The 24,050-nt window shown below is 42.2% G+C and carries 25 protein-coding genes; 16 read left to right on the top strand and 9 right to left on the bottom strand.

All coding sequences use genetic code 11. From position 1 onward, the window contains the following. The first annotated feature begins 67 nt into the window (after positions 1 to 67). From QUB10_RS15490 to QUB10_RS15470, 5 genes are all read left to right on the top strand, one after another. Positions 68 to 1,552: a class I SAM-dependent DNA methyltransferase gene (locus tag QUB10_RS15490; RefSeq protein WP_333203415.1), complete on the top strand. Its 1,485-nt coding sequence runs from the start codon at positions 68 to 70 to the stop codon at positions 1,550 to 1,552. Further along, the gene (locus tag QUB10_RS15485) at positions 1,552 to 3,192 is read left to right on the top strand and encodes a restriction endonuclease subunit S (protein WP_333203413.1); all 1,641 of its coding nucleotides are present in this window, start codon (positions 1,552 to 1,554) and stop codon (positions 3,190 to 3,192) included. Before QUB10_RS15490 ends, QUB10_RS15485 begins: the two co-directional genes overlap by 1 nt. A gap of 630 nt (positions 3,193 to 3,822) precedes the next feature. Beyond that, entirely contained in the window at positions 3,823 to 4,578 is a 756-nt protein-coding gene (locus tag QUB10_RS15480) for a TIGR04255 family protein (RefSeq protein WP_333203411.1), read from the top strand. Next, a complete protein-coding gene (locus QUB10_RS15475; protein WP_333203409.1) occupies positions 4,571 to 5,299 on the top strand; it encodes a hypothetical protein in 729 nt (242 codons plus the stop codon). Before QUB10_RS15480 ends, QUB10_RS15475 begins: the two co-directional genes overlap by 8 nt. A gap of 20 nt (positions 5,300 to 5,319) precedes the next feature. Continuing rightward, complete coding sequence (locus tag QUB10_RS15470; protein ID WP_333203407.1) at positions 5,320 to 5,835, top strand: hypothetical protein; 516 nt, start codon at positions 5,320 to 5,322, stop codon at positions 5,833 to 5,835. 169 nt (positions 5,836 to 6,004) lie between these two features. Here QUB10_RS15470 and QUB10_RS15465 read toward each other — a convergent pair whose 3' ends face one another. The 4 genes from QUB10_RS15465 to QUB10_RS15450 form a co-directional block, all read right to left on the bottom strand. Next, positions 6,005 to 6,370, bottom strand: a complete 366-nt coding sequence (locus QUB10_RS15465) for a tyrosine-type recombinase/integrase (RefSeq protein WP_445300759.1) — start codon at positions 6,368 to 6,370, stop codon at positions 6,005 to 6,007. Positions 6,371 to 6,392: 22 nt separating this feature from the next. Next, a complete protein-coding gene (locus QUB10_RS15460) occupies positions 6,393 to 7,244 on the bottom strand; it encodes an arylamine N-acetyltransferase (protein WP_333203405.1) in 852 nt (283 codons plus the stop codon). A 112-nt stretch (positions 7,245 to 7,356) separates the two neighbouring features. Continuing rightward, on the bottom strand, positions 7,357 to 7,656 hold the full coding sequence (locus QUB10_RS15455) for a hypothetical protein (protein ID WP_333203403.1): 300 nt from the start codon (positions 7,654 to 7,656) through the stop codon (positions 7,357 to 7,359). A 139-nt stretch (positions 7,657 to 7,795) separates the two neighbouring features. Then, entirely contained in the window at positions 7,796 to 8,161 is a 366-nt protein-coding gene (locus tag QUB10_RS15450) for a hypothetical protein (RefSeq protein ID WP_333203401.1), read from the bottom strand. Positions 8,162 to 8,414: 253 nt separating this feature from the next. Here QUB10_RS15450 and QUB10_RS15445 point away from each other — a divergent pair, with 253 nt between their 5' ends. The 3 genes from QUB10_RS15445 to QUB10_RS15435 all read left to right on the top strand — a co-directional run bounded on the left by QUB10_RS15445 (position 8,415) and on the right by QUB10_RS15435 (position 9,125). Continuing rightward, complete coding sequence (locus QUB10_RS15445; RefSeq protein WP_333203399.1) at positions 8,415 to 8,567, top strand: hypothetical protein; 153 nt, start codon at positions 8,415 to 8,417, stop codon at positions 8,565 to 8,567. A gap of 79 nt (positions 8,568 to 8,646) precedes the next feature. Beyond that, complete coding sequence (locus tag QUB10_RS15440; RefSeq protein ID WP_333203397.1) at positions 8,647 to 8,895, top strand: hypothetical protein; 249 nt, start codon at positions 8,647 to 8,649, stop codon at positions 8,893 to 8,895. Continuing rightward, positions 8,859 to 9,125: a hypothetical protein gene (locus QUB10_RS15435; RefSeq protein WP_333203395.1), complete on the top strand. Its 267-nt coding sequence runs from the start codon at positions 8,859 to 8,861 to the stop codon at positions 9,123 to 9,125. The genes QUB10_RS15440 and QUB10_RS15435 overlap by 37 nt, the downstream gene beginning before the upstream one ends. Here the strand turns inward: QUB10_RS15435 and QUB10_RS15430 are convergent. Beyond that, positions 9,094 to 9,396, bottom strand: a complete 303-nt coding sequence (locus QUB10_RS15430; protein WP_333203393.1) for a hypothetical protein — start codon at positions 9,394 to 9,396, stop codon at positions 9,094 to 9,096. The genes QUB10_RS15435 and QUB10_RS15430 overlap by 32 nt on opposite strands. 832 nt (positions 9,397 to 10,228) lie before the next feature. Here QUB10_RS15430 and QUB10_RS15425 point away from each other — a divergent pair. Next, entirely contained in the window at positions 10,229 to 11,230 is a 1,002-nt protein-coding gene (locus QUB10_RS15425; protein WP_333203391.1) for an ATP-binding protein, read from the top strand. Further along, on the top strand, positions 11,230 to 13,650 hold the full coding sequence (locus QUB10_RS15420; RefSeq protein WP_333203389.1) for a S8 family peptidase: 2,421 nt from the start codon (positions 11,230 to 11,232) through the stop codon (positions 13,648 to 13,650). The genes QUB10_RS15425 and QUB10_RS15420 overlap by 1 nt, the downstream gene beginning before the upstream one ends. A gap of 95 nt (positions 13,651 to 13,745) precedes the next feature. Here QUB10_RS15420 and QUB10_RS15415 read toward each other — a convergent pair whose 3' ends face one another. Together QUB10_RS15415 and QUB10_RS15410 are read right to left on the bottom strand one after the other, a co-directional pair. Then, positions 13,746 to 14,396 carry a hypothetical protein gene (locus QUB10_RS15415; RefSeq protein ID WP_333203387.1) on the bottom strand — a complete coding sequence of 217 codons (651 nt, stop codon included), beginning with the start codon at positions 14,394 to 14,396 and terminating at the stop codon, positions 13,746 to 13,748. 16 nt (positions 14,397 to 14,412) lie between these two features. Beyond that, positions 14,413 to 15,303: a hypothetical protein gene (locus tag QUB10_RS15410; RefSeq protein WP_333203384.1), complete on the bottom strand. Its 891-nt coding sequence runs from the start codon at positions 15,301 to 15,303 to the stop codon at positions 14,413 to 14,415. 267 nt (positions 15,304 to 15,570) lie between these two features. Between QUB10_RS15410 and QUB10_RS15405 the strand changes: the two genes are divergently transcribed. Both QUB10_RS15405 and QUB10_RS15400 read left to right on the top strand, forming a co-directional pair. Continuing rightward, positions 15,571 to 16,329 (top strand): phytochelatin synthase family protein, encoded by a 759-nt coding sequence (locus QUB10_RS15405; protein WP_333085937.1) that lies wholly within the window; start codon positions 15,571 to 15,573, stop codon positions 16,327 to 16,329. A gap of 132 nt (positions 16,330 to 16,461) precedes the next feature. Then, positions 16,462 to 16,776 (top strand): YciI family protein, encoded by a 315-nt coding sequence (locus QUB10_RS15400; protein ID WP_333085936.1) that lies wholly within the window; start codon positions 16,462 to 16,464, stop codon positions 16,774 to 16,776. A 7-nt stretch (positions 16,777 to 16,783) separates the two neighbouring features. On the opposite strand, the gene QUB10_RS15395 is transcribed toward QUB10_RS15400, so the two are convergent. Continuing rightward, the gene (locus tag QUB10_RS15395) at positions 16,784 to 17,494 is read right to left on the bottom strand and encodes a pirin family protein (protein WP_333203382.1); all 711 of its coding nucleotides are present in this window, start codon (positions 17,492 to 17,494) and stop codon (positions 16,784 to 16,786) included. A gap of 464 nt (positions 17,495 to 17,958) precedes the next feature. Then, positions 17,959 to 18,369, bottom strand: a complete 411-nt coding sequence (locus tag QUB10_RS15390) for a helix-turn-helix transcriptional regulator (protein ID WP_333203380.1) — start codon at positions 18,367 to 18,369, stop codon at positions 17,959 to 17,961. Between the two features lie 394 nt (positions 18,370 to 18,763). Between QUB10_RS15390 and QUB10_RS15385 the strand changes: the two genes are divergently transcribed. From QUB10_RS15385 to QUB10_RS15370, 4 genes are all read left to right on the top strand, one after another. Continuing rightward, positions 18,764 to 20,461, top strand: a complete 1,698-nt coding sequence (locus QUB10_RS15385) for an aromatic amino acid ammonia-lyase (protein ID WP_333086334.1) — start codon at positions 18,764 to 18,766, stop codon at positions 20,459 to 20,461. Between the two features lie 230 nt (positions 20,462 to 20,691). Beyond that, positions 20,692 to 21,024, top strand: coding sequence for a hypothetical protein (locus QUB10_RS15380; RefSeq protein WP_333203378.1), 333 nt, complete (start codon positions 20,692 to 20,694; stop codon positions 21,022 to 21,024). Positions 21,025 to 21,031: 7 nt separating this feature from the next. Then, entirely contained in the window at positions 21,032 to 22,594 is a 1,563-nt protein-coding gene (locus QUB10_RS15375; RefSeq protein ID WP_333203376.1) for a long-chain fatty acid--CoA ligase, read from the top strand. 131 nt (positions 22,595 to 22,725) lie between these two features. Further along, positions 22,726 to 23,847: a 3-oxoacyl-[acyl-carrier-protein] synthase III C-terminal domain-containing protein gene (locus tag QUB10_RS15370; RefSeq protein ID WP_333083927.1), complete on the top strand. Its 1,122-nt coding sequence runs from the start codon at positions 22,726 to 22,728 to the stop codon at positions 23,845 to 23,847. Positions 23,848 to 24,050: the final 203 nt, after the last annotated feature.

Below are 24,050 nucleotides of genomic sequence, written 5' to 3'. Positions count from 1 at the left end.
CACGCTTTGTCTCGGATGATTCACTTTTACCCCCTCAATCCGCGTATGTGCCAGTTGGGGGTGCGGAATGTGGGTTTTTATGTCGCTGAGTGCCACCATTAAATCGATTCAAGACATCATGAGGAAAGATGTCGGGGTAGATGGCGATGCCCAGCGCATTGGTCAGCTTGGCTGGATGGTGTTCTACAAAATTTTCAGCGACCAAGATGCCGAGCTGGAGTTGAATGATGATAACTACAATTCACCGCTGCCTTTTGATTTGCGCTGGGATGAGTGGGCAGATAGCAAGAAATTGGGCAAAAATGCACCCACCGGAGAGGACTTGTTGCAATTAGTTGATGGACAATTGTTTCCCACACTCAAGGAACTGGCGGTTGATGACCTGGAAGGAGTCGCTCTAGAACGAGCGAAACTGCTCAGGAGTGTGTTTCAGGATGCCTACAATTACATGAAGTCGGGCACACTGCTGCGGCAGGTGGTAGACAAGATTAACGAAAGCATCGACTTTAACCAGTCCCAAACCCGCCATGTGTTTGGTGACATTTACGAACAAATTCTCAAAAACCTTCAGAGTGCCGGGAATGCCGGAGAGTTTTATACGCCTCGTGCGGTGACTCAGTTTGCCGTGGATATGGTAAATCCACAACTGGGCGAGAAGGTGTTTGACCCTGCCTGCGGTACGGGTGGCTTTTTGACCTGTGCTTATGAACATCTGAAAAAACAAGCGAATTCGCCTGAACAGTTACAACGGGTGAAACGAAGCATTCTGGGTGTGGAGAAAAAACAACTGCCTCACCTGCTTTGTGTGACGAACATGATGGTGCATGGCATTGAGGTGCCAACAACTGTGCTGCACGACAATACACTCCGCAAGCCTCTCCGGGACTATGGGCGCGATGACCAGGTGGATATTGTGGTGACAAACCCGCCTTTTGGTGGCATGGAGGAGGATGGAATTGAGCGGGGTTTTCCTAGCGAGTTTCAGACGCGGGAAACGGCAGACTTGTTTTTAGTGCTGGTGATGGAACTGCTGAAGGATGGGGGCAGAGCCGCGATCATTCTCCCAGATGGTACGTTGTTTGGGGAGGGCATCAAGACTCGCATTAAACAGAAGCTACTGCGCGACTGTAACCTGCACACGATTGTCCGGCTTCCGAATGGGGTGTTTAGTCCTTACACCGGTATTCGCACCAATGTTTTGTTTTTCACCAAAGGCAAACCTACTACAGAGGTTTGGTATTACGAGCATCCTTACCCAGCGGGGGCGAAGTCTTACAACAAGACCAAGCCAATGCGGATTGAGGAGTTTGATGTCGAGAAAGCCTGGTGGGAAAACCGCGAGGAAACTGAATATGCCTGGAAGGTGTCTGTTGAAACGATTGCTTCTAATGGCTACAACCTGGATATTAAGAACCCTAACGCCCCAGAAAATATCCATGAAGACCCAATAGCGCTGCTGAAGCAATATCAGGAAGCTGTTATTAAGACAGAGAATGACCGCCAAGCCCTAAAAAACAGCCTGGTAGCAGCCCTGGAACGAGGTGAGAGTTAATGGATTTGAAGACGTTTTTAGAAAACTTCGATGTGATCGCAGAAGCTCCTGGTGGTATTCCAAAACTGCGATCGCTCATTCTGGATTTGGCAATGCGGGGAAAGTTAGTGCCACAAAGTTTAGAGGATGAGCCTGCATCTAAACTTCTTACGCGAATCAAGAATGAATTCAAAGAGTTAATTAATCAGAAGAAGATTAGGAAAGCTGAGTTGTTGCCTGTATTAAAAGATGATGAAGTTCCTTTCGATAAACCTATAGGTTGGGAATGGTGCCGATTAGGTGAAATCGTTCGAGTTTCGTCTGGTGACAATCTAACATCACACAACATGGCAGACAGTGGTAAAATTCCTGTTTTTGGAGGGAATGGGGTCACTGGGTATCACGATAAAGCTAATGTTCATAAACCGACGTTGGTGATTGGGAGAGTTGGTTTCTACTGTGGAAGCGTACATATTACTCCCAAGTTGGCTTGGGTTACTGATAATGCTTTCATCACAACTTTTTCAGAAAACTGTATATATATCCATTTTGTGTATTGGCTTTTGAAAGCGATAAATCTTCAACAGAACAATAGCGCTACAGCACAGCCTGTAATTTCTGGTGGAAAAATCTATTCAATACCAGTTCCTCTTCCACCTCTTGCGGAGCAAAAGCAGATTGTTGAGAAGGTGGAAGAGTTGATGGCGTTGTGCGATCGCTACGAAGCCACCAAGCAAACGCGAGACAACCTGCGGCAAAAACTGAGGGGAAGTGCGATCGCCTCCCTCATGAACTCCGAAACAGATGAGGAGTTGGATGCTGCTTGGGCATTTGTCCGCGACAACTGGCAGAACCTCAGCCAACACTCCGGAGATGTAAGCAGCTTACGCCAAAGCATTCTTAACTTAGCTATACGTGGTAATCTTGTTTGTCAACAATCGGAAGATGAACCTGCTCACAAGATATTTAAAGAGATTCAAGAATCAAAACAACTTCTTTACTCTAATAAAAAAGCAACTAAAAAGAAGGAGTGTTTGCCTTTTAATGACAAAGAAATCCCCTTTTCAATACCAAAAACTTGGAAATGGGTTAGACTTCATGAACTTTGCTGGTTGATTTCTGATGGAACGCATCACACTCCTACATATGTTGAATCGGGTGTACCTTTTCTCTCTGTGAAAAATGTTTCTGGGGGTTGTCTAGATTTTTCTAACACTAGGTTCATAACTCGTGAATCTCATGAAGAGTTATGTGTCAGATGTAAACCAGAGTACGGAGATATTCTTCTGACGAAAGTGGGGACAACTGGTATTGCGGTAGAGATAGATACTCATCAAGAATTTAGTATTTTTGTAAGCATTGCGCTGTTGAAGCATTTTCCAGAATTCACTTACCCAAGATTTCTCCAATATTTACTGAATTCTTCTTTCGTAAAAGCTCAATCAGAAGCTGGGACAGAAGGAGTAGGCAATAAAAACCTTGTCCTCAGAAAAATCTATAACTTTATAGTTCCTCTTCCACCTTTAGCCGAACAAAAACGCATCGTCGCCAAAGTCGATGAGCTAATGCAACTCTGCGACCAGCTTGAAGCCAGCCTACGCCAGAGCCAGCAACGGGCAGAGAGCCTTGCTGCCTCCGCCATCAGCCACCTGACAATTTAGATATTAGTAGGTTAGGCTTCATCCAGTAAATATGGGCTATTCTGACTGAACCGTGCAGCCGATCGCACTTGAGGACAATCTAGTCAATCAGACGATCGGAGCTAGTCGATCGGAGGGAGTTGACTGTGCCAGCCGTCCGATCAACTAAAACATCCCGTCGAACAGTTCCGTAACTTCGTGTTGGTCGCGAGTCCGGTTGTCATCATATTGCATCAGAGTGTTTAAATTCTTGTGTCTGCTTAACTTCTGAACTTTTCTTACGTTGCCATCAGTTGCATCAAGGGCGGCGGTGATGGCACTGTCGCGGATGCGGTGGCCTGCGGCAGCAAAGTTGAGCGCTACAACAATCGGTCAGAGCTGATGATCACACGTCCTGAGCGCACTGCTAGCGACTCGCCGATCGAGTGTAAAGCTACCAGCCTAAAACCATTACAATACAAGGATTTGAGGGAATTTTGCCAGAAATAAGTCCGTTAGTGTAAAAAATTTTTCTGAAATTTAGCCCGTAACTTGGTACAGTGTAATTTGTAGCCCATCATTTTAGTCTTTAGTGTGTCAAGAGTCGTAATTATATATTTTATTGAGAAAAGTCAATAAATCTCATTTACAAAGATATAAAGATAAAAAATTATGGTCGCCATTAAGTTTACTAACCCACCTGTTATTGAAGTTCTCCTAGGTATTAATTTAGAAGATATAGGGCTTTCTTCAGTCCATTTTGGGTTGTACTGGCAAACAATTCAAGCTCGATTTCCGTTACAGGTTGATAGACCTGTGATTTCGTTAGGAGAAGATGAGGAATTTGAAATTCCGCAACTTCCTAGAGCAGTATTTATTTCTTCTGATAATAAAAAAATAATACAGCTACAAAAAAACTTTTTTTGTTTTAGTTTGAGGCACAGTAATGAATATAAATATCCTCACTTTGACGAAATATTTACAAGTTTTTTGGAGGAGTGGACTCATTTTCAAGAGTGGTGTAAAGGACAACAAATAGAGCCATCTTTAAAACCTCGTAGGTATGAGCTAACATATGTGAATTTACTTGATAAAGATGTTGGCTGGAATAGCGCAGCAGATAATCACCAAATATTCACATTTTTAAATAGCACTTCAGGTAATTTTCTGGGAAATCCCGATAGCCAAGGCATTCTGTTAAATTTTTCTTTGCCTGAAGAAGGTGGCATATTGAATGTTGAGCTCGAACACAGGATTTCTGAAGAAGAAGAATCAGACCTTTTGATTTTTCGACTTAGCATAAGTAGTTTTGATACTTCCCAAGATTTAACAACTTGGTATCAATCAGCGCATAAGTACATGGTTAAATCTTTCCTGGATTTAACAACAGAAGATGCCCGGAAAACATGGGGACAGCGAGATGAATAAAATTATTCAGCCATACTATTATGTAGAGGGCAGCTATCCTAAAAACAAATTGAACTCTTTTGTAAAAGAGAGACTTCCCAACCAGCGCTCTCATAGTTTGTCAAAAAAACACACTCAGCAGATGTACATTCTTGTTTATGCTGATTGCGATCGTAAAGAAAAGAAAAATAGTGAACAAAAATCGAGAGAGCTTTTACCAAGAAATGATAATGATCTCGATTTGTTAATCCAAGGGTATTTCCTTGCGAATCCAAGTGATAGACCTATACAGTGTAAGTTTATTGCTAAGTATCTAAATTCAGTTGAAGGAATTTTACTGGTTCTGGACTGGAGTAGGAAAAAAACTGTCAAAGAATCTTACGATAGCGCCGTTGATTTGCTGGCAGAATGTGGAAAAATTCTCTTTAAAGTTATTAGTAATGAAATGATAACAAGTTTGGTCACAAAAGATATTATTGCTTATGAGGAAAAGTTAGAGGTATTAATTAAAGGTATTGCTTTGGCCCATAGCATCCCTTCTCAAGAAAGGTTGGAAGCTATTACAAATTTAATTCCCAGCTCTAGACGTTTAATTAAAACAGCAATTATAGATGCTTTGTTGATTCTACAGGATGAGGTTAACTTTGATATCCTTAAATATCATTTGGCTAGTTTTTTGTCTAATGCTGAACTTGATGAGTACGTTCGACAATACGCTAAAGAGGCTCTCGAAGAGTTTTAATTTAGCCTTCATCTTAAAAAATGCTTCCTACATTAGAACAATTTAACATCACTACCCCTGTATTTATCAGGAAAGTAAACAACCGCAACCACTGGAAACCTGAAGGATATGACAATAATTTAGAAGGACGAGCTAAAATAGTGTCTGAGAGATTTTTTGAAGAGAGACTATCTAGTCTTTGGAAAGTAACTCTAGATGAAGAATTCTATGGAATCATAGCATCATTAAGTGCCAACCGAGCCCATAAAGCTCAAGCCATTGATTTTATTTGGATAACTCAAGAGGAGCTAAAAGAAGTAAATATAGAACCTCAACTTGAGCCAGAAGGAAAATGTTTGTATGTAAAAGATTTACATTTTAATATTCAAATGGACAGTTCTTTGGCTCAAAATTTATGCCACATTCTTTTTAAAAACGACCGAGAACCCAAGCGTTGTACAAAGGATTATGTGCAACATATTCTTAATCATCAGCAGTCCAAGAATTGTAAGGCTAGTAATGAAACACCATTGAATTGTGTTTGCCAAACATCATAAAACCTGCTTGAGTATGTTATGTAATTAATCTAAAGTAATACGTGGTAGTAGAAGTCCCTAATGTCGCGTATTACTTGGCAAAAAAACTAAAATAATTAGTACCTCTCACTTTTAGAGATGCCCTGATCATTCTGATACCCGCTCGCCCCAAGCACGGCCCGAACGCCCGCTAAGTTGCCAGATACAGACGGCTATAATCGTTTGGTTTGGCATGAAGATATTTGCTGGTAGTCGCAACCGAGGCATGACCCAATGTTTGCGACAATAAGTGAATCGGTGCTCCCCGGTTCAGTGCATGGCTCGCGTGACAATGGCGCAACCAGTGAGCGCTAGTCTTCTCAGAAATTCCAGCGCGTTTAGCAGCTTCCTTAACCAAGTACGTGACAGAAATCCTGTGCAAGCGGCCGCCGTTGGTAGCTTTCCGACTTCTGAAAATCGGCTCAGAATTCCCCGCATCCCTTCTGCTGTTCAAAAGTGCCAGATACAGAGACGAAGGAAGTAGAACCACGCGAGTCTTGTCGCCCTTGCCATAAATCGAGAGTTGCCCACTTTCACCGTTAGGTCATCGCACACGATCGCTCAATTAATTGTTGTAACATCTGATCGAGATCAGCGATCGCTCCCAGGTTGAGACAAAAAACACTCTCAAGGTTAGCGCGGAACTCTGCAACCGTTGAAAGGACACGATGTTCTGTTCGACCATCCAAATAATGCACCGTAAACTGATTATTCCACAAGGCATAACGACAATTTGAATCCGGTTTTGCCGCCATCAAGTTAGTAACAAAAATCGAGTTTGGATGAGTTGAAACATACCAATTACTCACCTCATAATCGGGTAATTCTTGCTCCTCTTGATGATCGAATCTGTAAAGGGATTTCCACTCCTGCTTGATATATGCTTGCATAATGTAGCTGCGATCGGTTGCGATCAATCGAAATGGTTCATGGGATGTAGGTTGTTCAATATCCGGTGTCAAAGCAAGCGGCGCGGTAAGCGTTAATCCTCCGAATCCCACATCTGCAATGTATGGCTCTCCATCAATATTGACCCCCAGCACCATGTGACTGCGAGGTGCGATCGTCCCGGATGGCAAATTCCACAGCACGCGAGCTGCTAGATTCGTTACCTGAAAGCCAAGAGCAAGCAAAACAGCCCGCAACAATGAATTTTGTTCAAAACAATAGCCACCCCGTCCCTCGTTGATTAGTTTTTGTTGCAAGGATGCTAAATCCAGCTTCACAGGTTGTTTCAGGAGTGAATTGAGGTTTTCAAAGGCGATCGTTTGGGAATGTCGTTGATGAATTTCCTGTAAAGTTGTCAGCCTGGGCGAGCAGTCACCACTGTAGCCAATTCGTTGAAAATAGGCATCCAGGTCTAGCTCAGTCAGCGGTTGTTGTAATTGCATATTTTATTATCAGAGTCAATGCTGAGTTTCTTCATGGGGAGTAATTAATTATTATGTATCCAACGTTCCTTCATGTTTAGCATCGGAGAAATCATAGATTTCGCTCGCTTCTTCACGTCGAATCATCCGCTTCCGCCGCCGATCGACTAAAACATCCCATCCAGCATCTCGGTAACATCCCCTGGTCACTCGATCGATTATCGTCATACACCATCAAGGTGTTTAAATTTTTGTGTCTGCCGAGTTTCTGCACTTTTCTTACATCCCCGTCTGTTGCGTCCAGCGCGACTTTGATAGCGCTGTGTCTGATGCGGTGAGGGAACATCTGCTTTTGGCGTTGCTTAATCAGGGTATGAAAAAAATAAGTTGAAAATCCCCAAGCTTTGTGGATACTGGTTTCTCTGACTTGCATATTTAGCCCTTCATACCCTAAATCAGCAACGCCTTTATATTTATTGAATACTGAAAATTTCAGCGTTTTCTGGTTTTGATGAGCGTCAAACCATTATAATAGCGGGTCTATACTACACATCTACTATTTACCCTCCTCACTAGCTAGAAAAACCCATTGGATGGAAACCAGAGCGAGACGATGAATTCAGTCCCTTAAGAATTTCTCGAACTTTTACAAAATCTTCTTTGTCCGAAATCTCTACATGAGCCTCAATTCTGAAAATATCATCAAGTCTTTCTTTGTCATTTTCTATAACTTTTAATATCTTCACAACCTTACTTCCAAATGAAAAGCATTCGTCACCGTAGTGAAGAATCAGCTCAATGTCATCCCCTACTTGTAAGCCCAAATTAAAATTGTACTTAGCAACTTGCATCGACCAATTGACTTGTTCTTTGTTTACGTCTTTTTCTACGTCTTTTTCTTCAAGAAGGGAAGGAATCATTACAAAATACTGAAACATACAGCTCGCTCCTAAATATATTAAAATAGTTTAGCTATGAATTTATTTCCTTTCATAGTATTTAAGATTTATTTAATTATTCACGTCAGAAAAAATTATAGGAAATAAGAGTTTTATTTTTAATCAACTCTACGGGTAGCACTTCCAAGTCTTAGATAGGGAAAGTTGCGTTTTCCCGCCTAGATGTTTAGTGGCACACCCACTCTGTAACGGCAGAAATTGTAGAAATAGGTGCTGAGTGCTGGCACGGGTTTTGACAGTCTTAGGGGTCGCAGGCTTAACAAACCCTCAACCTGCTGAAAATTCTCACGGGTTGGCTCGAACGCAGCGATCGCCCCCATCAGGAAAATTCTCCCTCAAACTTCCTTCGATCGAAATACTGACACCAAAATTCTACGACTTCTAACAACATAGGCATGGATAATGAAAATAGTTCAAGATATCCTAAGAAGCTTACCCGGTACAGATAAACATAAAAATGTGATATGAACGTTTCGGAAGACTTGGATGGGGCATGGAAAGATGTTTGGAATGTCTTGGAACCAGAGAAATCTTGGTTGACCGATGCAGCTAAATGCGATTACATCCAGAAAAAACTTTCCTATTTTAATTCCCAACACGGCAACAGCCCAGAACATATCGACCAATTTATTAAAGCTTTATCCAGAGGAACCGCTCTAGTTCAAGCAGCGATCGAATGGCAAAATCCTGTGAGCAAGCAAAAGCAGAGTTGAGCGCAGATCTGTGGGAAATAGTCGGCGCTCGTGATGGCAACGATAAATCACGAGCCGTAGAAGTAGAGAGCGGCCCAGAAGCAAGTCGCCGATCGGGAAAAGGAGCTTTTGCAATTGCACGACCGGAACGGCGACTTGGGACTGGAGGTGTACAATCTTACCGAACAGCTTGCGATCGTTGCAGGCGTGAGCCAAGAACTAGCGCGGCTCAAGCAAGAGTTGAGAGATAAAACTGATATTCACGCCTGAAGGGCGGGCGATCGAGCTCTCCGGCAGTACGCTGGCAGCGAGAACGCCCGCGAGCGATGCTAAAGCCGATTTAACAGAAGCTAATAGCAAATTGCTCCAGCAGTTGGAAAAAAACCGGGAACTGGTAAGGGAAATCGCCGAACTGCGATCGCAGCCTGCCAGTGTGGATTTGTCAGAATCGGCAACTTTGCTGGCGCCAGTTGAAAGACCGACGTAAGAAATGTAAGACGGACTTGGCAGATGTGGAGACAATTTTAAAAATTTTGAGCGGTGATGATCAATAAAATGTATAGGTCATTATGCAGCGGTGACACGCCCCAAAGAAGCCGTCTGCACTTAGGTTGGGGGCTTTTGTGTTAGGGCTAGGGGTTAATCAAGCCGATAATCTTTGCCTTAGTGCCATATCTCTTCCCTAAAATCTTCAATGTGTCATCAGTGCGATCGAAGCCCCTTATACTGAGTTTCGGCATTTCGGTTTGCCGTAGGGTCTTACTCCAAAGTAGCCTGGAATGGTTACAAGAAATGCAACCTTCTGTTTTGACCCGGAGGATGGAGTTGAAACCGATTAGGTTGTGTGGGGCGTGTGATCCCAAGTCGCCTTGTCATAAGATTGAGTGGCAGTTTAAGGGGATGCAGGGGTGCGATGGCGTTCCGCCCCGCAAGCTACGGCATCAATTAATGTTGCTGTCGGAATGTCCCCACTGTGTGGCTAGGTTTAAGATTCCAGCATTGTGGGTTGATGGGTGGTGTCCGAGGTGTTTTTTGTCCTTTAAAGAGATAGTAAAGTGGCAGAAAACTACTTTGCCATAATCGATAATCTGCCACGTATATTTCAATTTTGGCGCAAATTCATAATCAGTTGTGTAGTGTATATGTGTTCACACTCACATCCACGACACAACTCTAAAAAAGAGCAAATTTAAAATAGGTTTATGTGTTCTGTTTTAATGGTATAATTATATTGATAGCTTAATATCTTAATTGAAAAATAAGGACATTTAACCTAACCTTGTAAACATCAAAAACACATTCTGTCTCTTGAACAATTCCCTAAAGTTAAAATTATTATTCATAACATGAGATAATGGTAGCAGGCAAACAACTCAAAAGGCTATTTCAAGCCTTCAAAGAGCGTGATGACAATGCTTTTTACAGAGCAGCAGAAGCTTTGATTGCAGATGAACTCATCGCTAATCATCATGCTCTTGCTCAGGAGCTACAGCAAGCGTTAGGCAGGCAACCGATGAAACAGATGACACAAAATGGATTGAGGTTACTCCCTAAAGATCGTCGCAGTGGCGATGATTTGGTTATATTAGAAGAAAGCTCCGTAGATTCGACTCAAGTGGTTTTAAATCAGGAAACCCAGGGGAAAATCGAGAGAGTTTTAGATGAGCATCGTAAACGCCAACAATTAAGTAAGTATGGATACTTGCCTAAGACCAAGCTACTCTTTTGGGGTCTACCTGGATGTGGTAAGACTTTTACTGCTAAATATTTGGCTCATGAACTTGGCCTTCCCGTAGGCATTGTGAGGCTAAATGCAGTTATTTCTAGTTTTTTAGGAGATACCGCTTCTCATCTCCAGCGGGTTTTCACTTTGGCTAATACAACTCCAATGGTACTTCTTTTAGATGAAGTCGATGCAGTGGGAAAAAATAGAGATGACCCCAACGACGTTGGAGAACTTAAACGAGTGGTCAACAGTTTACTACAAGCAATGGATACTTTTGATTCATCTAAAAGTATTATTATTGCTGCTAGTAATCATCAGTATTTACTTGATCCCGCTTTATGGAGACGTTTTGATGCTCTGATTGAGTTTCCTTTACCTGGTAAAACAGATCGAGAAATTTATCTTCAACGCCTTTTAAATGGAGTTAACTTTGATGGCTCACTAGAATATATAGCCAAAAATATGAGTTCACTTTCTTATGCAGATATTCAGCGCATTACTGTTGAAGCTATTAAAACGATGATTCTCGAAGGGAGAGAAAATCTACAAACCCAGGATATTTCTGAGCAACTTAAAGCTTTTAAAAAAGCTACATCTGAAGCGCAAACTAAAAATAGGAATACTTTATAATGAATCAAGATTTTCCTCTCTTTTCACTAACTCAACCGCAAACTGCTAAACGTCGTTCAGCAAAATCTCAGTTTTTCCCTCTTCCCCCAGAAAAAATTGAGCAGCGACAAGAAAAAGCTAATAATTTAAGACGACAAGCTCAAGCAATTTCTCGAAAATTGCAAGAAATGTCTCCAGATGAAAGAAAAACAGTATTAATTAAGCTAGAACATGAAAAAAAGATTTCTCTAAGTGGCACAGATTTAAAGCCAATTTCCGAATCTAATCATTTTACCCTTGCCGTTCCTCGCACTGAAAAATTAGATAACCTAGAAAGAAAAATTGAAGTTTTTGGAGAAGGTAAATTAAAAAACGGTCAACCAGAAAACCCATCTTTAGCCTATCTTAATACTATTAAAGAAGCTTCACCTAAGGATCGTCTTTGTCAAATATTTTTTGAACAATATGACGAATTAATTCGGCAAGATTTAATGATTTGTGAAATTGAAATGATGTCTTTACAACAAGGACACAAACAACAGAGCCAAGAATTATTAAAAATACGAGAGGAGATAAGCAACTTATTTGAGAATGGGATTAAAGGTAATTTATTTGAGCATGAAGAAATAAAAGGAACTTGTCGTGCTGTAATTCGATGTCCGGGTAAGGTTTTTCAAGAATTAGTAGAAGGTCAAAAATGGCAGACTAAAATAGTGTATTTTGATGCTCGTCCAGAATTTGAAACATTTGATCAAACGCTTAAAAATTTCCAAGTTCAAAATTTAGGAGAATTTATAAGCCCTCCTCAAGATGCTCCAATGGTCTGCATTGTAGATTCAGGAGTGACGATTGGAAATCCTTTTCTAAAACCTGTTGTTAGAGAAGATTTGATTCGCTCTTATCTCAAAGCTGAATCTGATAAAGATAATCCTTATGATGAATGTGGACATGGTTCTGGTGTTGCTTCTTTAGTTTCTTACTATGCCTTAAATTTATACCCAGATGCAGAAAATAAAGGAAAAGTTTGGATTGCTAGTGCTAGACTTTTGAATAAAGATAATGAAATTGAAGATGAGAGATTATTTTCCATGATTTTAGCTGAAATTGTACAGGATTTTAATCTATTAAATATTAAAATTTTTAATCTTTCTGTTCAATTTACAAATCGAAAATGGCATGAAGAAGCTAAGCGAACCGTTCCTCGTCGTTCTTGGATTGCTCGAAAAATTGATGTACTTTCAAAAGAACATGATGTTATTTTTGTTACAATTACAGGCAATATATCAAGGTGGAATGTTGAAGACTATCACGAAGATGGATTACCTTATCCTAAATATTTTAGAGAGGATGAATCCTCTATTTATGATCCGGGTCAAGCAGCATTAGCTATTACAGTAGGTTCTATTGCTCCTAGCACTCAAGCAGTAGGTAAAGTAGCAACAGCGATGGCAATTGCCAAACAAGATCAACCCTCTCCTTTTACTCGTTGTGGTCCAGGAATTAACCGCGAAATTAAACCTGAGCTAGTCGAATATGGCGGTAATTTGTTAGTAGAGGAAAATGGCTCAGTACGAGAAAATCCAGGAATGAATATAGTGATGGCAAGTCATCAACTTACACCTGCAATTGCTCATAAGTCGGGAACGAGCTTTGCTGCTCCCCGTGTTGCTCACAAAATGGCGCGTATTCTTTATGATATGCAGTCTTTGGGCTTTGATAATATTTCTGCCTCTTTACTGAAAGCATTGACTGTTAATTCTGCTCTTTATCCACCCTATTATGGAAATTTTGATAATTTTAAACAAGCAATGGATGAGGTAGACCCTAAGCATTGGTTAAATGTTGTTGGTTATGGAGTACCAGATGATATCAGAGCAACAGAGTGTGATCCTTATACAGCAATTCTCTTGTTTGAAGGTGAGATTGAACCCAATACAGTTGCTTATTTTAATATTCCTGTTCCTGAGTGTTTAGCAGACGCAGAAACCGGAATAAAGCGGTTAACTGTAACAGTAGTTTATGCACCTCAAGTTCAGAGATGGGGACTAGAATCCTATTTAGGGACAACGTTAAAGTGGCGAATGTTTCGAGGAGACGTAGACAAGGAAGATATTATCAAATCTATGTCTGTTGAAGGAGATGAAGACGATGAAGAAACAGCAGAAAATATGAAAGAATTAAAATTTTTCCCAAGTATGACACTGCGTTCTAGAGGAACAGTTCAACATGGAGTGTGCGAGTGGAAACAACATAAGTCAGAATATAGCCAAAATTGCTACACATTAGCTATAGCTGCTTATGAAAAATGGAAGGATAAACTTGTAACTGTACCTTATGCAGTCGTTGTACGCCTTGAAGACACGACACAAACGGCTCAAGTCTATGCTGAAGTGCAGAATATCATAACGCAACTTGAAATTCAGACAAGAACTAGAGTATAAAAATGCCCTTGTCGCTCGATTGTATGTCACGTATACCAAGAGTTTCTAATGTAATACTTTAAATTGATGTAATTGAAACGAAAATTGCGGTGGATCTACGGGTCACAGTCGCAGCGATCGCCCCCATCGGGAAATTTCTCGTTCAAACTCAGATCGAAATAATACTGACACCAAAATTCTGCTACTTCCAACAACCTGGGTACGGATTCAGCAACGATACCTGAACCAGACTGCAATCCATAGCCTTCTACATATTCTCTAGCTAGTTTATAAGTCCAATAGGGAAAATCTGTCTCTACGAAACACCGCAGTGCATACTCTAGCTTGAGTAAATCTCCACTGCGGACAAAGCGCACCGTTGCCCACCTAAAATTACGGTAGTCATCCCCTTGCAAGCCATCAATGTCTCTCAATAAATTTCTGAGAGATTGCCTGCTTTCGTAACTAGGACTTTCTAAGTAACTTTGCATCAGTGTGATTGCCTCATCCACTAACTGTTGTTGCTGTGCCCATTCTTCACTGGTGAAATGTTCGGGACAAGTAGTCTGATTTATCTGCTGCTGTACCCGTTGAGCAATGTAGAGCCCAAACTTTTGGGCAGCAACTGTATCGGTGCACAAACTTTTGATACTCGTCAACCTGGTTATCGGTATAGCAAGTCGAGCTTTTTCAACTTCTTGGGTGGTTTGAATCCATTTTTTGATTTTCTTAGCAGCAATAGCAAGCTGTTGTTTGTTTTGTTTCATTCTCAATTGCCCACGCTTAATATCCTGATTGAAGCAACGCTCCAGAGAGCAAATCTGTTAGTTTGAGTGTAACAGCCCACTGGTTTAAGTAAGCGAGATCGAGTCGTTCCCCTTGCACCTTCAAAACTCCCAACACATCCCTCCACTGCTTTTGGGAACCGCCAGGAATTAGTTTATACCAACTGAGTTTTTGCAGGACGATATCTTCGGGCGAGTAGATGTAGATTCCCTGCTCTGTTAAACCGCTAACAGGGTAAAGTTGACGACGACTCATCACCAAAGCTGAAAAAGGGTCATCGCTGCTCATTACAAAAATGTCTGCTTTCTCCATAGAAGGCAAATAGATGACATTGAACGATGATTCGCGGGGTGCTGTTCTTGACTTGGCAATTGCTTCATTCACAGCCGACTCGCTGATGTAAAACTCGCCTGACATGGCATCAATTAGTCTCTGTGCTGTTTGCGCTTCCAGGTCAATCACTAAGTCCAAATCTTGCGTAGATCTGTTTTCTCCCAACAGCGAACTTGCCACCGAACCTCCCACCACATAGGGAATATTCAGCGGTAGCAAGATGCTGGCTATTTTTTGCGCTAATTCGATCGGATCTGCAATCACGAGTTCACCCCAATCTTTACTGTCTGATAAAACTTCTATCCACTCAGCACCCAAGCACCTTTTAATAAATTCTTGCCGAACTTTTGCCTCAGTAGCATTGGGATACTGGTTCTTTATTCCAGATATTGCCAACCTTCGCACCGCTTGATTGAAAGCGCAAGTCCGCTGTACTTTTTGTTGGAGCGTTAACTGCCGCAATAGCTGAAACATCAGCACATCCGCCTCAATACTGGTATCGATAGATTGTGGCTTGTATCCTGATTTGACTGTGACTGTTGGCATTGGTGGCATGATGCAATCTTGCTCCCAGGCAGAGATTTCAAAATTATATTACAGAATCCCTGTTTTTCAGACCGCTTTATAAAAATGAGATTTTTCCTTACTTATAATGAAATTTTAACCATGAAAAGACTTGCTATAATGATGTCCAAAGCAAAGGCTATAGTTACCAGAGCCACTAACCAGATGGCAAGATTTAGACGTTGTAATGTTTAATTATCCAACGACCAATTCTGACTAAGACTTTTTTAAACAACTGTTCGGGAGAAAGATGAAGATATGGACTTAAATCAAACGTCTGGAAATCGCCGATGGCGAGGGCGACTAATAAAAGCTGGAGGGGGTATTCTACTAATCTTCGGCACAGGTTTAAGCGTTTTTACCTGGAAACTCTTCTCGCCACCTTCTGTTGACCGGCTACCACTTCCCCAAACTTTGGTTTCTTTAGAGTCGCCACAAGGACAACAGCTACTGAACCAGAGCAAGAGCAAACAGGATTTTCAACCGCTTAGCACCCACATTGAAACTCAAAAACGTCCAGCATATTGTGGTGTGGCTAGCAGTGTGACGGTTCTGAATGCACTCGGCAGCAAAAAACAGGGATATCGCACCCTAACCCAAGACACCTTTTTTGACGGTCAAACCCAGAATATCCGTTCTTCTTATGCCGTCACTTTTTCGGGGATGACTCTGGATGAATTAGCTGCCTTACTCAGAAGTCACAACGTCAAAGTTGAGGTCTACTATGCGTCGGAGACAACACTTAACCAATTTCGTACCCAAGCTAAAGCCAACCTTGGCCGTTCCGGCGACTATATAATCGTGAACTACCAACGCTCTGTTTTGGGTCAGGGTAAAAGCGGGCATATTTCTCCCCTTGCTGCCTATCATGAGCAAAGCGATCGATTTCTGATTGAAGATGTAGCCAGTTATAAATATCCGCCTGTATGGGCTTCTACGGAGAATCTTTGGAAAGCGATGAATACTACTGATTCAACCTCCAAAAAGACACGGGGCTATCTAGTTGTGCGCCAGTAAAATAGAGAATTAGGAATTGCATAGCGGGGCTTCAATCACTTACTCAAAAATGGCAAGAGTGCGGGTGCGACCAAAAGGAATTGGAACATTATGCGATCTTTGATTTGAACTTTATCAATTTTAAAAAGCATTATGTCTAAACTTTTTGCCATTGTTGTAGCAACCATTCCAGAGTATTACGACTACAAAATCGCTCACCCAGAACACGACCCAAATCAGCTAGCTTGGTTTCGCGAGCAACAGGAAAAAGGAATACTACTGTGCTGTGGCCCATTTTTTCCCCATGATGGAACGGGGCTTTGGGTGATTCAGGCAGAAAGTGTGGAAGAGGCTCAAACAGTTGTTAACAGCAGCCCCCGTGCGCGGGATGGTATGTTAGCAGAATCTACCAGAGTAGTGGAGTGGCAGGTGCATATTGGGCGTGAGCGTTTTGAGGATAGTAAATAGGCAGGGGCTATTTTGGCAGCCGGATAAACTCTGTCTCTTCAGGAACCTGACCAAAGCGTCCCTCTCTCCAATCGAGTTTGGCTTGCTCAATGCGCTCGCGCCGGCTCGAAACAAAATTCCACCACTTATGGCGCTCGCCGACAGGTTCGCCGCCAATCACAATACAGCGAGCCGTGCCTGAAGCAGAAATGTTGGCCGATGTGCCTGAAGTTAGAACCGCCAACCGATGCTGTTCTAAAGGCACTCCATCGATAACAAGCCCCTCTGTTACGCTGTAAACCGCCTGTTCGCTGTAATGACCCGGTAAAGTAAATTGCGAGCCATTCGTCAGTTGCACGTCCAGATAAATCATGGGTGAAAATGTTTGGACTGGGGAAGTACGACCATAAGTTTCACCCGCAATCAGGGTGAACGAAACTCCTGCATCTTTCCAAGCGGGTAGCTCAGAAGCTGGATGGTGCCGAAACCAAGGTTCAGTTTCTTCGTGTTCGTCGGGAAGTGCTATCCAGGTTTGGATGCCATGCAGGATGGCTTCTTTGCTGCGATCGTCCTCGGGCGTGCGTTCAGAGTGGACAATGCCTCGCCCTGCCGTCATCCAATTCACCGTACCGGGACGGATTTCTTGAACGCTGCCCACACTATCACGATGCAGCAAAACACCTTCAAACAGGTAGGTGACGGTTGCTAAGTTGATGTGCGGATGCGGTCTGACATCCACGCCCCGGCCGGTGGAAACACCGCAGGGCCCAGATGGTCAAAAAAGATGAACGGGCCTACCAGTGCTAGAACGTCTGAGGGAAGCAAGCGGCGCGCTTGGAATCCACCCAAATCTTGAATGTGCGGCTCGATGAGATGCTGAATGCTATCCGTCATGATGTTGATGAAGTTTATAGCGGTTCTCAGATAAATCAGGTATACAGAAACCCTGTATTGTCAAGCTTTCCAGGTCAAAATTCGTACCTCACCTTTTTGAAAAAGGCTATATCTCCTTTTAAAGTTGTCTTAATGGAGACTGTCCGCTCTTTTCTAATTTTTGATGTTTCACAGAATTTTACTGATTTTTAGAGGCGATAAAAAAGTTAGTGAAATCAGCGTAATCTCTCTTAATCCTGTTCAGCAATAGTTTCAGAAATGGGGCAATAGTTGTGGAATTATTGCCTGTACAAACGAGCCGTTAAATTATTAGCCAATTAGCTCAAAACCCTTAGCAGGAGAGGAAACACTATTCTTAATCCGCGCCGCCACCACCATCAGTAGCAAGGCCAAACTGTCGTCAGAGAGTCCATCAACCAATATCTGCATATCTAACAAAGACTCTAGTTGCTTTGGCACTGACATCTGGCTGCTGTTGCCAAATCCCTCTCCACCCGTCAGCCGATTACAGAAGTAAACGCGGGCTCCCGGCTTAATCTCGTCCATTGCCTCGATTAATTTCCACAGCACCTCCGTAGAGATGCCTGTCTTGTCCCGCCGAAACTCAGAAATATGATTCTCGCTAACGCCTGAAAACTTGGATAACTGTTTTCCAGATATCCCGTAGCGTTCAATAGTCATCCTAAAAATTTCGGAAATCATTGTAACGTTTTGTGACAAAAATCTATGATTAGCCTTGAGCGGTGGTATTGTCCTGAAGTTATCGGTCAATAGCCCCAGTAACAGCTTAACAGCTTTAATAACTCAATCAATTATAACTCTGCCCGCATAATGTAGTGTCGGCGCAGTTTTATTTTGCCCTGAGCACAATAGACGCCAACCGAATTTAAGCTTCCAGCCTTAACGCAATAAGGCTTGTAGACTCCTCATCGGTGATGTCTAATGGCTGCGGCTTGTTTTACGAAACGAAAGGCAAGATTTGAATACGAATGGCAGAGTATGGTATCTATCATATTTCTCTGTCATTTAATTCAAAGTAACATCCCGATTTCGAGTGTGCTGTGACTAGAGTCACATTTGAGTGGCATCTATCTATAAATTTAGGATCTAAGAAGTGTCAAGAAACTTAACAGAGCCGATTTCTCTACAATTACCCAAATGGCCGGAGCCTAATTTGAGTAACGTAACTGTGGGGAACCGACGGCTGAGTGTAGAAGAAGTTGCCAGGGTTGCCCGTTGTGGAACCAGAGTTCGGTTAAATGATGAAAGCGATGTTGCGGAACGAGTGCAAGCATCCTGCGACTACATTGCGAATGCTGTCGAGTCGGGAAAGCCGATTTACGGAGTCACAACTGGCTTTGGTGGGATGGCCAATACAGCGATCGCACCTGAAGAAGCCGCGAGTTTACAAAACAATTTGATTTGGTTTCTCAAAGCTGGTGCAGGGCCAAAGCTGCCCACAGCTTGCGTCCGCGCCGCCATGCTCTTGCGAATTAACTCCCACCTCCAGGGCGCTTCAGGAATTCGGCTGGAGTTAATTGAGCGGATGATCGCATTTCTAAACGCAGGAGTCACGCCTCACGTTTGTGAATTGGGCTCCATCGGCGCTTCCGGCGATTTAGTTCCCCTAGCGCACATCACGGGCGCATTAATAGGTCTAGATGACTGTTTCACTGTTGATTTTAACGGCAGAGAAATGTCAGCAATTCAAGCGCTAGAAATATTAGATTTACCAAGAATTGATTTGCGCCCCAAAGAAGGGCTGGCAATGACCAATGGTACGTCTGTAATGACCGGCATTGCTGCCAACTGCGTCCGGGATTCGCAAGTAATACTTGCCTTGGCAATGGGTACTCATGCCTTGACAATCCAAGGATTAGGCGGAACAAATCAATCGTTCCACCCCTTCATTCACAAGCTCAAGCCTCATTTTGGTCAAGTGTGGGCGGCTTCCCAAATGGTCGAACTCCTCGCAGGTTCCTGCTTGAATCGAGATGAGTTAGATGGTTCCCACGAGTCTCGCGGCCATCATCCGATACAAGACCGTTATTCGCTGCGTTGTTTGCCTCAGTACATGGGGCCGATTGTGGATGGAATCGCAGAAATTTCCCAGCAGATTGAAGTGGAAATTAACTCTGTTACTGACAACCCCTTAATCGATACTGAGAATCAAGCTAGCTATCACGGCGGCAATTTTCTGGGACAGTATGTTGGTGTGGGAATGGATCGTTTGCGCTATCTTTTAGGGCTGCTGGCTAAGCATTTGGATGTACAAATTGCGTTGTTAGCTGCACCTGAATTTAATAATGGTTTGTCGCCTTCTCTGGTTGGCAACACTAGCCGTAAGGTCAACATGGGATTAAAAGGTCTGCAAATAGTGGGAAATTCCATTATGCCGCTGTTGACTTTTTACGGAAACTCAATTGCTGACCGCTTTCCCACTCACGCCGAACAATTCAATCAGAATATCAATAGCCAAGGATTCGCTTCAGCTAATTTAGCTCGTCGCTCAATTGAATTGTTCCAGCAGTATATGGCAATTTCCCTAATGTTTGCCGTCCAAGCTGTTGATTTGCGAACCCATCAAGTCGCCGGTCACTATGACGCGCGCGAGTGTTTGTCGCCACTTAGCTTACCGCTATATGAGGCTGTGCGCAAAGTTGTGGGACAGCCACCTAATGTTGACAAGTCTTACATCTGGAACGACAACGAGCAATCTTTAGATTTGCACATTGCCATGATTGCTGCTGACATTGCACAGGAAGGACGAATTGTGCAAGCTGTGAATCAGATTTTATCAAGTTTGAAGTAGGAAGAGGAAGGAAAAGGGGAAAAATTGTTGTCAAAAATTTACATTATTTTCTTTCCTTTTCCCCCTCTCATGTCCTAGGTAAAACAGGTCATTTGTAGCTAAGAATAGTCTGCAAAACGTTGGAAAAATGAGTTGAAAATTTCACTCGTTAAGAGCTGCTTGTCTGTTACGCAAGCAGTCAAATTTTGCGGTTGCAAAGGATTGTTAAATATTACTAGAAAGGCACAACAATGGTTACTCACAATATTTCAGTTAACATCTCTGAAACTGCTTTTCAGCGAGATATTTACCCCAGTAAAAAAGCAGAAAAATTGTCAAGTCAGCAACATTTTTTGACTGATGCTGTTCGCCAATGCGTCAAAGTATATCAACTTGAACCGAGGGATTGGCAACAATTTTCTCAGACAATCCATCCGAGTTGCGTGGGGGATATTTCCTCCGAAAAAAAAGAGCGAGCAAAAGCTTTAGGTCGTGGTTTCCGATTTGTCTTAATGACGGTGCACCAGTGCATCCAAATCTTGAACACGAAACCTATTGTTTGGCGGCAATTTTACCGAGAATAAAATAGAGATGAACATTGCAGAGCATATCGAGAGAGGGTGTAGATTTTTCCCTCAGAAAACTGCCTTAATTTTTGAAGGTAAATCTTTTACTTACAAGCAGCTAAATCAATTAGCAAACTGCGCTGCGAATGGTTTGCAAGGATTGGGGATTAAACGGGGAGATTGCGTCGCTCTCTTCCTGCCTAATATTCCCGAATTTGTCATCTCTTATCTGGGCATCTTAAAGATCGGGGCTGTAGCAGTTTCTATCAATGCAATGCTCAAAAGCGATGAAGTTCGGTTTATTCTCAATGACTGTGCGGCTAAGATAGTAATTGCGACAGAATCATTGCGAATGCAAGTGCCTGATGATGATTTAGCTTACCTTCAATACATTTTGATTGCTGAAGATAGAGTTATTAAACCCCCGATTGTGGTTGGTAGCCATTCTTCTCATATTTCTGGGAGCAAGCTGAGTTTAAGCTGTAAAGAAATCAGTTTGTTACAACTGATAGCAAATGCTTCCACTGAAGCTAAAGCTATTGAAATGGAACCTACAGAACCCGCTGCAATTATCTATACATCGGGGACGACGGGTTTTCCTAAAGGCGCTGTGCTTTCTCATGGGAATGTGACTTCAAATATGCACTCTGTCAAGCACTGCTGCGGTATGAGGGCTGAGGATCGGTTACTTTTGTATTTACCTTTGTTTCACTGTTTCGGTCAGAATTTTATTCTGAATGCGGGATTGAATGCTTGTGCGACTATTATTTTGCAGCGCAGGTTTTATCCGACCGAAGTGTTGCAAGTAACGGCTGCAGAGCAGATTACAATGTTTTTTGGAGTCCCGACCGCCTTTGCCAAGCTGTTAGAAATGTCACCGGATGAATGCAACTTTAACTCAGTACGCTATTATTTTAGTGCTGCTGCCAGAATGCCCTTGGAAGTTGTAGAGCAGTGGCAAGAACAGTATGGTCTGGTGATCCATGAAGGGTACGGTTTGACGGAAACTTCGCCTTTTTCTTGTTACAACCATTACTTGAAATATAAGCCGGGCTCAATTGGAATGCCCATTGATAATGTGGAAATGAAGGTGGTGAATAGTGAGGGTTCAGAAGTTGATATCGGCGAAGTTGGCGAGATTATTATTCGCGGGCCTAATGTGATGTCGAGCTATTGGAACCGTCCCGCTGAAACGGCCCAAGTTATGTCAAATGGTTGGTTTCATACTGGAGATTTGGGCCGCATGGATGAAGAGGGCTATTTCTACATTGTTGACCGCTTAAAAGACATGATTAATGTTTCTGGATTTAAGGTTTATCCGAGTGAATTAGAGCGGGTAATTTCTCAACATCCAGCGGTGGCGGAAGTGGCTATTTATGGTGTTCCTGACAGAGTGAAAGGTGAGAGGATTTTGGCTAATATTGTCCTTAACAATGGGCAAGTTGTCGCGCCAGAGGATGTGATTTCTTTCTGCTCTAAGCAGATAGCTGCTTATAAGGTTCCTCACCTTGTCCGGTTTGTTGATTCGCTGCCAAAGAATGCGACGGGGAAAGTTTTGAGGCGGGTTTTGCGCGAGGCGCATAGTTAAGTTGCTCATTGTTAAGAGATAATTCTTAGCTAATGAGCATTAAATTTGCCAGCTCTAGGAGTTAGAGCCTAGAGCTGGCAAATGTCCAAATTTCCATGTTCTTTATTTCTGTTCAAAGGAGTCTTGTCAAGATGAACCAAGCTGTAGGAATCCGCGCAATAGCAGTTAATTTTCCCGAGCGCGTACGTACTAATGATTACTGGAAAAAGAATTATCCAGAGTTCTTAGCTGAGCTTGAGCAAAAAAATCAAAAAGTGCGACTGTTTGATAATGATTTTCAAGAAAATCTCAATTGGGTACAGGCAGTAAAACCTTACCGAGAAGATATATTCAGGGGAGCGTTAGAAAGAAGAGTTTTGGCTGAAGGCGAAACTTCTATTTCTCTTGAATGTGGAGCTATTCAAAAGGTATTGCAAGCCAAAAAATTAGAAATTAACGATGTTGACTTGCTAATTTCTTGTGCTATGTTTTCCGAACAATTAGTGATTGGCAACGCTACTTTTATTTCACAAAAATTAGGTTTTCGAGGTGCGGCTTGGAATTTGAACGCCACATGTGGAGGCGCTCTATTAGCCTTAGACAATGCTGTTGCGTTAATCAGAGATAAAAGATTTAAAAGGGTATTAGTCTCCTTATCCTGCAATTATTCCCAGCACATAGAATATACTAATTCTTTTTCATTCACGCTTGGAGATGGCTCCGCCGCTTTCATTGTTGAGAAACTAGAAGAAGGACAAGGTTTACTCAATTCCTATTCCACAAACACTCATGATACCTGTGGAATAGTTTATTCCAGATTTACAGTGGATAAAATCGGCAATCCAAGAATATTCATTACAGTGAATAAAGAGACAGTGAAATACGCCACTTCTTTATTCATTAAATATTTCCAGCAATGCTGCCAAAAAGTTTTGTCTAAATCTGGAATGAAAGTGGAGGATATAGACTACTTCATTTTTTACCCGCCAGCAGCAGGTTATGTCGATTTTTGTGCTTTAGAACTAAATATACCTAAAGAAAAAACTATCGACATTTTTCCCACGTATGCTAATATTTCCGTAGTTTCAGCTATAGCTGCTTTATATCATGCAGCGGCCTTGAAAAAAATCAGAAAAGACGATTTAGTGATGATTTATTCGCACGGTTTTTCTGGCAGTTCCGCTGCCAGTATTATCCGATGGGGCGATGTAGCTCTAGGGTCTGCTCCAACCCCCTCAGAAAAATTAATAGCCACACTTGTAGGCGCACGATAATAGATTAGGGAGCTGCGCTAGTCTGGTTGTGTTCGGATAAAGCTTCGACTTTTTATCCGCTAACTATATTTTGTCAAAACTTAAGATTTAATTAATTAAACCTTAAGTTTTTGTTTTAGATCGAAAGTAATCTTCGAGACAAAGGTAAAATATCAAAAACTGATAACATGATATATCAACTCAGGGTTCATCAATATCATGCT

It is taken from the genome of Microcoleus sp. B5-D4, assembly GCF_036705145.1.
In the GTDB taxonomy this organism is placed as follows: Bacteria; Cyanobacteriota; Cyanobacteriia; order Cyanobacteriales; family Microcoleaceae; genus Microcoleus.
Note: the sequence above shows the minus strand (reverse complement) of the source record. Positions and strands in the feature narration are given on the sequence as shown.